General features: G+C 39.5%; 14 protein-coding genes and 1 other RNA gene. 1 reads left to right on the forward strand and 14 read right to left on the reverse strand.

Going from position 1 to position 13,685, the window contains the following annotated elements:
* Window positions 1-79 precede the first annotated feature (79 nt).
* Window positions 80-349, reverse strand: a complete 270-nt coding sequence (locus tag CWS20_RS17490) for a CPCC family cysteine-rich protein (RefSeq protein WP_101226355.1) — start codon at window positions 347-349, stop codon at window positions 80-82.
* Window positions 350-959: 610 nt separating this feature from the next.
* Window positions 960-1,433, reverse strand: a complete 474-nt coding sequence (locus CWS20_RS17495; RefSeq protein WP_066190087.1) for a DMT family transporter — start codon at window positions 1,431-1,433, stop codon at window positions 960-962.
* A gap of 77 nt (window positions 1,434-1,510) precedes the next feature.
* Here CWS20_RS17495 and CWS20_RS29340 point away from each other — a divergent pair, with 77 nt between their 5' ends.
* Window positions 1,511-1,876: a LysR substrate-binding domain-containing protein gene (locus CWS20_RS29340; RefSeq protein ID WP_350339532.1), complete on the forward strand. Its 366-nt coding sequence runs from the start codon at window positions 1,511-1,513 to the stop codon at window positions 1,874-1,876.
* Window positions 1,877-2,350: 474 nt separating this feature from the next.
* On the opposite strand, the gene CWS20_RS17505 is transcribed toward CWS20_RS29340, so the two are convergent.
* The 12 genes from CWS20_RS17505 to CWS20_RS17560 all read right to left on the reverse strand — a co-directional run bounded on the left by CWS20_RS17505 (window position 2,351) and on the right by CWS20_RS17560 (window position 13,469).
* The gene (locus CWS20_RS17505) at window positions 2,351-2,692 is read right to left on the reverse strand and encodes a DUF1048 domain-containing protein (RefSeq protein WP_066190081.1); all 342 of its coding nucleotides are present in this window, start codon (window positions 2,690-2,692) and stop codon (window positions 2,351-2,353) included.
* On the reverse strand, window positions 2,689-3,042 hold the full coding sequence (locus CWS20_RS17510) for a DUF1048 domain-containing protein (protein WP_066190078.1): 354 nt from the start codon (window positions 3,040-3,042) through the stop codon (window positions 2,689-2,691). Before CWS20_RS17510 ends, CWS20_RS17505 begins: the two co-directional genes overlap by 4 nt.
* Window positions 3,043-3,053: 11 nt before the next feature.
* Window positions 3,054-3,275, reverse strand: a complete 222-nt coding sequence (locus CWS20_RS17515; RefSeq protein ID WP_158237015.1) for a DUF1048 domain-containing protein — start codon at window positions 3,273-3,275, stop codon at window positions 3,054-3,056.
* Between the two features lie 465 nt (window positions 3,276-3,740).
* Window positions 3,741-4,100, reverse strand: a transfer-messenger RNA (tmRNA) gene (gene ssrA, locus CWS20_RS17520).
* A gap of 126 nt (window positions 4,101-4,226) precedes the next feature.
* Window positions 4,227-4,694 (reverse strand): SsrA-binding protein SmpB, encoded by a 468-nt coding sequence (gene smpB, locus CWS20_RS17525; RefSeq protein WP_066190076.1) that lies wholly within the window; start codon window positions 4,692-4,694, stop codon window positions 4,227-4,229.
* Between the two features lie 109 nt (window positions 4,695-4,803).
* Entirely contained in the window at window positions 4,804-7,140 is a 2,337-nt protein-coding gene (gene rnr, locus CWS20_RS17530) for a ribonuclease R (protein WP_241198591.1), read from the reverse strand.
* Between the two features lie 21 nt (window positions 7,141-7,161).
* Window positions 7,162-7,908: an alpha/beta hydrolase gene (locus CWS20_RS17535; RefSeq protein ID WP_066190068.1), complete on the reverse strand. Its 747-nt coding sequence runs from the start codon at window positions 7,906-7,908 to the stop codon at window positions 7,162-7,164.
* A gap of 137 nt (window positions 7,909-8,045) precedes the next feature.
* Entirely contained in the window at window positions 8,046-8,279 is a 234-nt protein-coding gene (gene secG / locus CWS20_RS17540) for a preprotein translocase subunit SecG (protein WP_066190066.1), read from the reverse strand.
* Window positions 8,280-8,513: 234 nt separating this feature from the next.
* The gene (gene eno, locus CWS20_RS17545; protein WP_066190062.1) at window positions 8,514-9,809 is read right to left on the reverse strand and encodes a phosphopyruvate hydratase; all 1,296 of its coding nucleotides are present in this window, start codon (window positions 9,807-9,809) and stop codon (window positions 8,514-8,516) included.
* Between the two features lie 160 nt (window positions 9,810-9,969).
* On the reverse strand, window positions 9,970-11,502 hold the full coding sequence (gene gpmI, locus CWS20_RS17550; protein ID WP_066190059.1) for a 2,3-bisphosphoglycerate-independent phosphoglycerate mutase: 1,533 nt from the start codon (window positions 11,500-11,502) through the stop codon (window positions 9,970-9,972).
* Window positions 11,495-12,256 (reverse strand): triose-phosphate isomerase, encoded by a 762-nt coding sequence (gene tpiA / locus CWS20_RS17555; protein WP_066192014.1) that lies wholly within the window; start codon window positions 12,254-12,256, stop codon window positions 11,495-11,497. The genes gpmI and tpiA overlap by 8 nt, the downstream gene beginning before the upstream one ends.
* Window positions 12,257-12,284: 28 nt before the next feature.
* Window positions 12,285-13,469, reverse strand: coding sequence for a phosphoglycerate kinase (locus CWS20_RS17560; protein ID WP_066190054.1), 1,185 nt, complete (start codon window positions 13,467-13,469; stop codon window positions 12,285-12,287).
* Window positions 13,470-13,685: the final 216 nt, after the last annotated feature.

Below are 13,685 nucleotides of genomic sequence, written 5' to 3' on the forward strand. Positions count from 1 at the left end.
AAACTATTAGCTGGTTTAGCATCATAACAAAGAGGCTTCCCTTTATTTAAGGAAAGCTCCCTTAGCTGAATAACTTTCTTTAAAATTTTAATGGTTTCCAATTAGGGTCTTTTACGTCTTTCTCATTAGGCTTTCTTACAAACTCAATACATCTTTCTTCACAAGCCCCAAATACATCATAGTTTTTTTGTGCTTGCCTTAAAGAAGGGATATTTGCACCACCCTCATAATCGGAATCACTATACTGAACTCCATCATCTTCCCAAAAACAGATACTACAAATATCATAAGTTCCTGGTGGTTCTTCATCTAATGTTTTATAACCACAACAAGGACAAGTATATTTCATACAATCACCCCAATATTTAAGTATACCTCTTGTTTAACTAACCTGCCCCTATATTCACATAAGAAAAAGGTTTCTTTTATGGTTTTCCTTTACTCACCCCACGATAACGAACAAGAATATATCTTTCAATTCGATTAAAACCGTAGGAATATCTGCAAATCATTATTTTTGCGGCATATTGAGTATTTCCGTCAGTTCTACAAAAATAAAAAAGTCAGCATTATTTTCGCTGACATCAGATCTTATGTTATTTGTAAGCAATATAAAAGTGAAAATTTTTAATGCCACTCAAAGCAAGTAGAAATGCACCATTAAGAGTTAAAAATTTATGCCCACTTTAGTAACCATTTTATCTAACACACCCTATTCTTGTTAGAATATTGTTGTCTTCATCGTTACAATTTAAAGTTATTTAGCTAATGTTCATTGATTATAAATACTTTATTAACTCAGCGAGAATACCTTTGTTGATGATCTTAGTCTGTTGATTCTGGCTCGCAATAATTGAACGCTAGCCTATAATTTTTACAGCCTTTAATGGATTATAAATTTTTAACTCTCATCATCCTTAATAAAAGATTATGATACTTCAATTCTAATAGAAAAGAGCTTAGGTGCGCCTACGCTCTTTTTTATATTTAATCTTAGTTCTTTTCTTAGCAAATAATTTTTCAATATAACCTGTTCCAAATAAAACACCACCTACTATGAATACAAATCCAACTAATTGAGGAGTAGTAATTTTCTCATTTAGGAAAAGCGCAGAAAATACAAGGCCAAAGAATGGAACAAAATTATTAAATATAGCCGTTTGTCCTGCTCCAATCTGTTGAATAGCAGCATTATAGACTATATAACCGACGCCAGTTGCCAATACTCCCGAAATAATAAATAACAAATATACATATAAAGGGGCTGAAGTCATTTGATTGATTCCTGTTGGTTCAGTTATAAGACTAATTAGGAATAAACCAATGGAACCAACTAAAAACATAATTGTTGTTAACTGTTTGGAATCAAGCTTTTCTGTTGCTTTTTTTACAAAAATAAAACTAAGTGCTTGGACAAACATCGCCAAAAACAAAACGAATTCTCCCAATGAAAGGTTTATCTAAAAAGCTCCGCCTTGAATAAAAAAGACCCCAGTGAAATGCGAGAATTATACCTAAAGATTTCCATGCGGTTAATCTTTCTCCTAAATATTCCTGTAGTTGGAGACCAATATTCGAAGAGTATCTATATAAAGAGGGGAAAGGAGATTTTTTTAAAATAGAACTACCTAGTATAGAAGCGATTAAAAAATGTATCCTATGTGGACTAGGAAAATGTATGCTCCCCCATTTTACAATAAATAAAGAAATGGAGAATGGGGAATTCAGTGGAGAAAAACTAAATAAAACTAAAAGTCCAATAGCTATTTACATAGCTACACACAAAAATAAATGGCGGTCTATAAATTTGAATACTTTTATAGATTATTTAAATAATTATCAAAAAACTAATAAGAAATATACAGTGCCTTCTTAATTGTGGAAATTTGTTGTAGTGAATCGCCTCCCAATATTTAAAATGAAAGCACATATGAGAATTTGACGGAGAAAATAGCTATGGGGCAATTCAGATACTGCATAGTTCGTCTACAATTATTATACTAACCTGCCCTTTTGTTCCATAAGAAAAGGACAATACCACTGACCCGAGTATAGCCCTCTTTAGTTCAACAAGAATAATTCATTTTTCAAATCTAACTAACGTTTTTTCGGATATGTTAATTTCGTCAATAGCAAAATAATTGATTTGGAGAGTAATTGCACCTTCCTGTTTTTCAGCCTCTGAGGAATTCATTTTTCTTTGAAAGATTTTTTAAGCCTTCAATTTTTATTAGTTCCATTTTGATTCTTCTTTCATTTCCTACATTTCTCGAACACGACCGATACTTTCGAGTTTTGGAGGTTAGAAAAATCATTAGCCAAAAGCTAGATAAAATTTTGCAGCCAAGTACTACGTTCCTTTATTTTTCATAGCCTTATCGACTTTTTGATTGACCGCTTCTTGATAGAGATCAGCGTATGTTTTTGACTCTTCAAGCAGCCCATCGCAGAAAGCAGCAACGTCTGTTCCTGTGACTTCAAGCACGCCTTTCCCAGCAGCTGCGCCTTCTTCAAAGAAGCTGAGAATTTCCAAGAGCAGTCCGATACCTTCGTTTAGCTCAACAGGACCGACTTTGAAGAGATATTTTTCGATCTCTTTATAGACAATTTGGTAATCTTGTGGAAGCGCTTTGACACGCGAAACATGGGCTCTCCATTCTTTTTTGCCTTCGATAATTTTTTTGATACTCATTTCAGCCCTCCTAATTTTCTTGCTACGTTCTTGTTGAGTTGATCACGCCATTTATCTCTATAAGTTTTTGCACCTTCGTCACCAACAAGCGCTGAGCAGAAGCCATTGATATCATCTCCTAGTACTTCTTCGATGCTCTGGCCGTCTGCTGATGTAACTTCAAGCAGTTCAAGAGCACTGTCAAGTATCGGCATCAGATTACGACCGGTGAAATCTCCGTGAATCCAGAGATTACTTTTAATTTCATTCCAAGCAGTTTGATATTCAGCTGGCAAAACTTTTGCTCGTGCCTCAAAACCTTTCATTTCTTTAGTCATATCGCTACCGGTTATTTTTTCTAAAAAATTCATTGTCGTCTCCTTTAAGATACTAAGCTGTTCAGCAAAGTTCTATTATTTAATCGCATCGTTGAGTTTTTAACATTGCTTATCAACCCACGATTTTGCATCAATGACGAGATCATACAGAAGGCTGCTACGTCGTTGCCAATACCTGCTTTAACGCGCTTGCCATCGGCTGCGGCTTCTTCAAGAAAGTCGATGATGTGATGAAAGACGAATTTCATTTCTTGCCAATCCGTCACGACGCCAATGTTCCAGAAATATTTTTGTAGGCGCTGTAGTAGTCTTCAGGTAAGGCATTTGTATTTTACTAAATTTTATTCAGTACTATGTTTCACAGGTATTTAGTGTTACTAATTACTAGTATATAGTAACGCATACTAGATTAGCTTGTCAAGAATAGAAATACTCGAAAAAACCCGTTATCACGGGCTCTCTAATTTACAGAATGAGCATATTATTGTTGAGTCTATTATTTTGAAGGGATTGTTGTTTTAAGGACATTAGTTCTTATAAGTGTTAAACATCTTTATTACCTCTATACAGCTCGAGAGTAATTTTAAAATTCAAAAATGTAAATTATACTATTTAGCAAACCAAATCATTAAAGTATAAGTTTTCCGAAAACAAAATAAAGCATAAACCTACCAGTTGGCAGATTTATGCTTTACGTCACATAGAAATTAAAAAACCACCAAATATGTATTTGGTGGAGACGGAGGGAGTCGAACCCTCGTCCAGAAATATCGGCACTTAAGCTTCTACGAGTGTAGTCGATATATTCGCGTTTCGCTGCTTCTTTTGCCTATCGACGGGCGTCCGGGCAGCTAGTCTGGTTATTCTCTTCCTTCATCCTCAGACGGTGGAATCCGGCGTAGCCCACTTAAGTTGAGTCCCTTACCCTACCACATGGGCGATGGAGGGAGGAACCGCTAAAGGCCTATTAGGCAGCTAAAGCGAAGTTGTTTTGTTGTTTGCCAGTTATAGGCGTTGACGTTTTAACGAGGCCGATCCCCTCGACTCGCAACCTAAGCTCGAACTATCCCTGTCGAATCCGTAGCGTCCCCATTATAAAAAATGAAGCTCTTCGGAATGCTCGAAATAGATGAGCACTAGATTGTGTCACTTCTTTGATGTGACAATTATTATTATAGCATATTATCATCAAAATACAATTGTAAGCTTTTGGATATTTACATTTTCTGTCTTTCACGGAATGCCCGCTCGACTTCACGCTTCGCTTCTTTCTTTTTCAAGTCCTCACGCTTGTCGTACTTCTTTTTACCCTTTGCAAGGCCAACTAAAACCTTAGCATAGCCGTTTTTCAAATAAAGCTTTAATGTCACAAGCGCATAGCCTGATTCTTTCGTTAAGCCTATAAGCTTGCTAATTTCTTTATTATGAAGAAGGAGTTTTCTTGTTCTTAATGGGTCATGATTATATCGATTTCCCTGTTCATATGGGCTGACATGCATCCCGATTAGAAAAATCTCCCCATTTATTATTCGAGCATATGAGTCCTTTAAATTCACTCTTCCGTTACGAATAGATTTAATCTCTGTGCCTTGAAGCACGATTCCCGCTTCATATGTATCTTCAACAGAGTAATCGTGGTAAGCTTTCTTATTTTGTGCGATTGTTTTTCCAGCACCTTTTGGCATGTTGCTTCCCCCTTGCCTTTACAAAAACATCTTCATTTTATTTTAGCAAATTACTTTCTGAAGAGGAAGAGAGCCGACTGTTGCATTGAAGGCTCTCTTTTTATTTTCTTTATTTTTTCTTCTTCCGTTTTGCTTTTGGCGCATTTTCATAAAACTTTTTATTCTTCTTTTTCTTTTTACGTTCCCCTGGCTTGCTGCTTTTACCGCCTTGATCCTCTTTACCACGTCGCGGCTTTTTATCGCTGCTGCCTGTTTTAAAAACCTTAGGCTGCGCTGATTTTTCCCTGCGTGGTGTCCCCTTCATGCCTACAATTTCAAAATCGATAGAACGTTCATCTTTGTTTACATTAATCACACGTACAGTAATTTCATCACCAATTCGGAAAACATTGCCTGTACGCTCTCCAATCATGGCTAATTGGCGCTCTTCATAGCGATAGTAGTCATCTGTCATATAGCTGACATGAATCAGCCCTTCAATGGTATTTGGCAATTCGACAAACATTCCGAAGTTAGTAACTGAACTGATGATACCATCGTACTCGACGCCGATTTTGTCCATCATATATTCGGCTTTCTTTAATTCATCTGTTTCACGTTCCGCATCTACTGCTCTGCGTTCCATATTTGACGAATGATCGGCTATATCAGGAAGGATGCTATCCCATTTTTCCTGAGTTGCTGAATCAAGCTTGCCTTCGATTAAATAAGTACGAATTAAGCGATGAACAATTAAGTCAGGGTATCGGCGTATAGGAGATGTAAAATGAGTATAGAACTCAGTTGACAAGCCAAAGTGTCCTAAACTTTCCGGATCATATTTTGCCTGCTGCATGGAACGCAGCATGACTGTTGAAATGACCATTTCCTCAGGCTTTCCTTGTACCTCTTCAATAATTTCCTGCAATGCACGCGGATGAATAGCGTTCGCCGTTCCTTTCACGATATAGCCGAAGTTGGTGATAAACTCGAAAAACCTTCTCAGTTTATCTTCTTTAGGATCTTCGTGGATACGGTAAATAAACGGTACATCCATCCAATGGAAATGCTCAGCTACAGTCTCATTTGCCGCAAGCATAAACTCTTCAATCAATTTTTCCGCAACAGAACGTTCTCTTATGACAACATCCTGAGGCGCTCCATCCTGATCTACCAGTACTTTTGCTTCCTTAAAGTCAAAATCAATCGCGCCTCGATGCATTCTCTTCGTGCGCAGAACTTGCGCAAGCTCTTCCATTAGCTGAAACATTGGCACAAGCGCTTTATAGCGCTCGATTAGTTCCTCGTCCTTGTCTTCTAATATTTTGTTCACATCAGAGTAAGTCATTCTTTCCGTCGTTTTAATTACACTTTGGAAAATTTCGTGATTAACGACTTCTCCTTCTGAAGTGATTTCCATTTCACATGAAAGGGTGAGGCGGTCAACCTTTGGATTTAATGAACAGATTCCGTTTGATAAACGATGGGGGATCATCGGTATGACGCGGTCGACTAAATATACACTTGTTGCACGGTCGGCTGCCTCTGCATCAATTGCAGAATTTTCCTGCACGTAGTAAGTAACATCAGCAATATGGACGCCAAGTTTATAGTTACCGTTTTCTAATTTCGTTACGGTTACTGCATCATCAAGGTCCTTAGCATCTGCGCCATCAATGGTTACAATTGTTTGATTTCTTAAGTCTCTGCGATTTTCAATTTCTTTTTCAGAAATTTGCTCTGGTGTTTGTTCCGCTTGCTCCAAAACATCGCTTGGAAATTCCATAGGCAATCCATGTTTATGGATAATGGATAAAATATCGACGCCAGGGTCGTTTTTATGGCCAAGGATTTCCGTTACTTCTCCCTCTGCGCTCTTTCTTCCTTCAGGATAAGTAGTCAGCTTCACAACCACTTTGTGGCCTTCTACCGCTCCTTTAGAAGCAGCTTTAGGGATAAAAATATCACTGGCAAACTTTTTATCGTCCGGTATAACAAATCCGAAATGCTTGCTTTCGGTGTATGTACCAACAATTTGCTGTACGCCACGTTCAAGTATGCGAACGACGGTTCCTTCCCGTCTCTGTCCTGAGCTCTCAGAAGAAACACGAGCAAGCACAATATCTCCGTGCATCGCATTATTCGTTTCATTTGGCGGGATAAAAATATCATCCATTCCCGGCTCATCCGGTATAACAAAAGCAAAGCCTTTTGCATGGCCGGAAAGCTTTCCCCGAATCAGATTCATTTTTTCCGGGAGTCCGTAGCGATTGCTTCTTGTTCTGACTACCAGTCCTCTTTCCTCCATTAAAACGAGTGCTTTAACGAAGTCCTTGAATTGTGAAGAGTCCTCAATGCCGAATGCCTCTTCCATTTCCTGTACAGTTAATGGTTTATATGCTTCGTCTTTCATATAATTTAACAGCTGATCAATCAGCTCTTTTGAATTGTTTTCCACGTTATACATCCCTCCTCTAGGGTTCTATTATTATTCTTGCCAATCCAGCTGCTCTAGAAACTGATAAACATCTTCATGCAGCTGATCTCGTTCTTTATCTAATGTGATGACATGCCCAGATTCTTCATACCATTTAATTTGCTTATGATCATTTTCAACTTCGTTATAGATAATATTAGCGCTATCCGTATTGATCATATGGTCTTCCCTTGATTGAACAACGAAAGTAGGGGAATAAATCATATCTACATTGCCTCTTACATCTGCAATTAATTCTTGCAGCGCTTTTAGCGTATTCATCGGTGTTTGTTTGAATTCACCAACTTCTTCCTCGATTTGTTCTACTGACTTTCCTTCAAGCTTCTTATATTGTCTCGCATAATCAACAACATTTTCATACATGACTTCTTCACTCTTTATATACATCGGCGCACACATCGTAACAATACCCTTTACAGGTACAGTGTAACCCAATTTTAGTGAAAATACGCCACCTAGCGATAATCCCGCAACAGCAATTTCTTCATGTCCTTTTTCTTTTAGTAAATTGTAGCCGTTCATCACATCAGACCACCAATCTTCAGGACCGGTATGAACTAATTCCTCAGGCGGCACTCCATGGCCTTTATATAATGGTGCGTGGCATGTATAGCCTTTTCCCTCTAAGAATCTTGCCATCATCCGTACATCTGCTGTATTTCCAGTAAAACCGTGCAGAAGCAGCACAGCTCGTTTTCCTTTTCCAAAAGTAAAAGGTTTTGGTGCAACTACTTTCATCATTTAAACTCCTTTATCAATCAAACGTGTTATGTATTTATTTTTATCAAAGAATGGCTTTGCAATCCATTAATAAGAATTCCCCAGCAGGCAAAATAAAAACCTGACCCTTGAAGGCCAGGCATTTATTCTAATCATTATAGTGCAAAGTACGAAACGGCAATCGTTAAGATAAAGAATAGTACTGCAAGCACCACTGTAATTCGGTGTAGAATCAAATCCAAACCGCGGGCTTTTTGCTTTCCAAAAAGCTGCTCAGCTCCACCTGAAATCGCACCTGAAAGACCTGCACTTTTACCAGATTGAAGAAGTACAACAACAATTAAACCGATGGATACAATGATTAGTAATGTGATCAATAAAGCATGCATGAAGCCACCTCCAGATTACGTCCAATATAACATTATTTTAAATTTATCATATTTTGGATGGATAAACAATAACGAACAAAGTGTAATTCATTATTTATGTGCAATTGGCTAGGAATGCTGATGATAATTATTAAGGTTTCTGTTTTTATTAATTGAAATATACGATTGACTCTTAGGGTAATCTTTAAGTTTGTTAGGAAAAAACCCCTTGTAATTATACAAGGGGTTTGCTGATTACTTGTCTAGGTTATAGAACGACTTTAAGCCATCATATACCGCTAAATCACCAAGCTCGTCTTCGATGCGAAGAAGCTGGTTGTATTTTGCGATACGGTCTGTACGGGACATTGAACCTGTCTTGATTTGCCCAGCATTTGTTGCGACAGCAATATCAGCGATTGTTGCGTCTTCTGATTCGCCAGAGCGGTGAGAAACGACAGCTGTGTAGCCTGCGCGTTTCGCCATTTCAATCGCTTCGAAAGTTTCTGTTAATGTACCGATTTGGTTTACTTTTATAAGGATTGCGTTGCCTACACCTTGTTCAATACCTTGTGCTAATTTTTTCGTATTTGTAACGAATAAATCATCACCAACAAGTTGAACTTTATCGCCAATCCGTTCAGTTAGAAGCTTGTGGCCTTCCCAGTCGTTTTCATCTAGTCCGTCTTCGATTGAAATGATGGGAAATTCTGATACTAGCTCTTCATAGAAATTAACCATTTCTTCAGAAGTTACACCATTGCGTCCTTCGCCTGCAAGGTCATATTTGCCAGTTTCTTTGTTATAAAACTCAGAAGATGCTACATCCATTGCAAGATAGATGTCTTTGCCCGCTTCATAGCCTGCATTTTTGATTGCTTCGATAATCACTTCTAATGCTTCGCGGTTAGAACCAAGGTTAGGAGCAAATCCGCCTTCATCCCCAACAGCTGTATTTAAGCCTTTAGCTGATAATACCTTTTTCAATGAATGGAACACTTCCGCACCCATGCGGATTGCTTCTTTGAAAGTTGGTGCGCCAACAGGCATAATCATAAATTCTTGGAAATCCACATTATTATCAGCGTGAGAACCACCGTTAATAATATTCATCATAGGTGTCGGCAATTGTTTCGCATTGAATCCGCCAAGGTAGCGATATAATGGAAGACCCACTGATTCTGCAGCTGCATGTGCACATGCCATAGATACGCCGAGAATTGCATTTGCGCCTAGTTTACCTTTATTGTCCGTACCATCTAATGCGATCATCGTACGGTCGATTCCTACTTGGTCTGTAACATCAAAGCCAGTAATAGCTTCAGAGATTAAATTGTTCACATTGTCTACTGCTTTTTGTACACCTTTACCAAGATAACGATCTTTATCTCCGTCACGAAGTTCAACTGCTTCATATTCTCCAGTAGAAGCTCCAGATGGAACAATCGCGCGGCCAAAGAAGCCAGACTCAGTTAAAACCTCAACCTCAACAGTAGGATTCCCACGAGAATCTAACACTTCACGAGCATAAACATGTTGAATAAATGGCATAATCAATCTCTCCTTTTTATAAACTCGACTTTTTTGTTAATAATGTCGAACCTTGTATCTTTTTGTAGATTTATGTAGGTGACAGGTACCTATGCCACCGTGAATAAAGTGCATTGTTCCTCCATTAGTCGATAGATGGAAATTTGGAGGTGACAGGCACCTATTTAATGAGTGTGGTTCCGGTCATTTCTGCTGGTTTGGGCAGGTTTAGGAGGGTTAGCATGGTTGGCGCTAGGTCTCCTAGGATGCCGTTTTGGCGAAGGGCGATGCCTTCTTCTGTGACGATGACTGGAACAGGGTTGGTGGTGTGTGCAGTCATTGGATTGCCTTCTAGGGTAACGACTTCGTCAGCGTTGCCATGATCAGCAGTTATGATTGCTTTTCCACCTTTTTCTTTGATTAAATCAATGATTTTACCTAAGCATTCATCGACGGTTTCTACTGCCTTTACCGTTGGTGCAAGCATGCCGGAATGCCCAACCATATCCGGATTGGCGAAATTAAGGATAATCGCATCATGCTTATCATTCCTAATTTCCTCAAGCAATGCTTCTGTCACTTCATATGCACTCATCTCCGGCTTTAAATCATAGGTAGCGACTTTAGGCGAGTTTATTAAAATTCGCTCTTCACCAGGGAATTTCCCCTCACGGCCTCCACTCATAAAGAAAGTGACATGAGGATATTTCTCCGTTTCAGCGATTCGCAGCTGGTTTAAGCCGTGCTGAGATAGTACCTCTCCAAGAGTATTATCCAGGTTTGTCGCCTTAAAGGCAACATATCCATCGACAGTTTCACTAAAATGAGTTAAACAAACAAAGAATAAGTCCTCAGGATGACCAGCCCCACGATCAAATGAGCGGAAATCCTTATTAGTAAATGTATTGGAAATTTGTATCGCACGATCTGGACGGAAGTTATAAAAAATCATCGCATCATTTGTCTTAACCGTTCCGACCGGTGAGCCATCTTCTCTAGTAATAACAGACGGGATGACGAACTCATCAAAAATTCCATTATTATAGCTGTCCTCTACTAATTCTAAAGCGCTTTTATATGTTGGACCTTCTCCGTAAACCATCGAACGGTAAGATTTCCCCACTCGCTCCCAGCGTTGGTCACGATCCATTGAGTAATAGCGGCCAGAAATCGAGGCAAATTCACCAACACCAATTTCCTTCATTTTCGCTTCGGCAGCCTGAATATAGCCTTGGGCTGTTTGCGGACCGACATCACGGCCATCTAAAAACCCATGGACATAAACCTGCTTTACACCTTCATCAGCAGCAAGCTGCAGCAATGCATAAAGGTGATTAATGTGACTATGAACGCCGCCATCTGATAACAGCCCCATCAAATGCAAGCTAGTGCCATTTTTCTTCACATGCTCAATTGCAGATAAAAAGGTATCATTTTTTTCAAAATGACCTTCACGAATTGCAACATTTACTCTTGTTAAGCTTTGATACACAACCCGGCCAGCACCAATATTTAAATGGCCAACCTCTGAATTACCCATTTGTCCCGCAGGTAGGCCAACCGCTTCCCCGCTCGCCGTCAAATAAGCATGTGGATAATGCTCCCAAAGCCGATCAAAATTAGGCTTGTTTGCCTGGGCTACCGCATTGCCCATTGTTTCTCCTCTAATAGCAAAACCATCTAATATAATCAGTGCAACTGGGGATTTACTCATACTTACCCGCCTCCAGCAATTGCAGGAAAGAGGCTGAGTCAAGACTGGCACCACCAACAAGCGCACCATCAATATCAGGTTGAGCCATATACTCTTTAATATTACCTGGTTTTACACTGCCACCATATTGAATGCGTATCGCATCAGCTGCTGCTTGTGAAAATTGCTTTGCAACTACGTCACGGATATGTGCACATACTTCATTGGCATCTTCTGCAGTGGATGATTTGCCAGTTCCGATTGCCCAAATAGGTTCATAAGCAATGACAGTTTTTTTCAGCTGATCATCAGTTAGCCCTTGCAAAGCCTTCTCTACTTGAGCGCCTACAAACTTCATTGTTTCGCCATTTTCTCGCTGCGAAAGCGTTTCACCTACACATACAATCGGAGTTAAGTCATGGGAAAAAGCAGTTAATACTTTCTTATTGACTGCTTCGTCTGTTTCATTAAACAACTCACGTCTTTCAGAGTGTCCGAGAATAACGTATTTTACGCCCAGTTCTTGAAGTGCCACAGAGCTTATTTCTCCTGTAAATGCACCGCTTTCTTCAAAATGCATGTTTTGAGCACCGATTTCAACTGGTGATCCCTCAACACCGTCCACTAAACGCTCTAAAAATAAAGCAGGTGCACAAACGACTGTATCCATATCTATTTCGTCGGGAACAAGTCCATTAATTTCTTCAATGAATGATTTTGCTTCCGGCATCGTCTTGTGCATTTTCCAGTTTCCTGCGATGATTGGTTTACGCATAAACTGCCACGTCCTTTCTCGTATTTTTTTATTTATCATTTAAAGCTACTACACCTGGAAGATCCTTGCCTTCCATGAATTCTAATGAAGCTCCGCCGCCAGTTGAAATATGGCTCATGCGATCAGCAAAATGAAATTTCTCTACTGCTGCTGCAGAGTCTCCTCCGCCAATAACTGAATAAGTGTCGTTTGCTTCTGCTAAAGCTTCTGCAACGGCTCTCGTACCGCCAGCAAACTTATCCATTTCGAACACACCCATTGGTCCATTCCAAATCACTAGCTTAGAGCTTTGAATAACATCGCTGTATAGATTGGCCGTTTCTGGTCCGATATCAAGCGCCATCCATTCTGATGGAATCTCCTCAATTGAAACCGTTTTTGCTTCCGCATCCTCTGCAAATCGGTCTGCAACTACAGCATCGACAGGCATAAGGAATTTCACGCCTTTTTCTTCTGCTTTCTTTATAAAGCTTTGAGCTAATTCAATTTTATCCTCTTCTAATAAAGACTTGCCAATATCATGACCTTGCGCTTTCACAAAAGTAAACGCTAAACCGCCGCCGATGATAAGGTTATCAACTTTATCCAATAAATTATCTATTACTTCTATTTTATCTTTTACTTTCGCTCCGCCGATAATCGCAGTAAATGGGCGTTCAGGGTTGGAAAGAGCTTTACCGAGGACATCTAGCTCCTTTTCCATTAATAAGCCAGATACAGCAGGCACATAATGGGCGATTCCTTCAGTTGAAGCATGTGCACGGTGAGCAGCACCGAACGCATCATTCACATAAAGATCAGCCAAGTCTGCAAACGCTTTTGCCAGTTCAGGATCATTCTTTTCCTCACCTGCATAGAAACGGACATTTTCTAATAGCAGCACATCGCCATCATCCATATGATCAACTGCCGCTTTTACCGTTTCTCCATAAGCCTCTTCAGCTTTGCTTACGTTTCTTCCTAAAAGAGTGGAAAGTCGCTCTGCAACTGGAGTTAAGCGAAGCTCTTCAACAACTTGACCTTTTGGACGCCCAAGATGACTTGCTAGAATGACTTTAGCACCTTGATCAATTAAGTAATTAATTGTTGGCAAAGCTGCTTTGATTCGAGTTTCATCAGTCACATGCCCATCCTTCATAGGGACATTAAAATCAACGCGGCAAAACACGCGCTTGCCTTTTAAATCTACATCTTTTACGCTCTTTTTGTTCATAGAAAAGGGCCCTCCTAAATATAATGATAGACTATTTTCTAGTTAGCTGCTCGTACTACTAAGAAAGGCGAAGCACTATACCGCAAAGGCCTAGTGCAGAAGCTAGCTTGCGTCTAGCTATGTATAATTAATCACCGTTTTCCCTCTTGCCATTGCCACAATTGGAGCTAAAACGTTTAGAAAAAGTCAAAAGAATAGGGAGAGGGATATGTCCCA

Origin of the sequence: Cytobacillus horneckiae, assembly GCF_002835735.1 — a bacterium.
Classification (GTDB): domain Bacteria; phylum Bacillota; class Bacilli; order Bacillales; family Cytobacillaceae; genus Cytobacillus; species Cytobacillus horneckiae.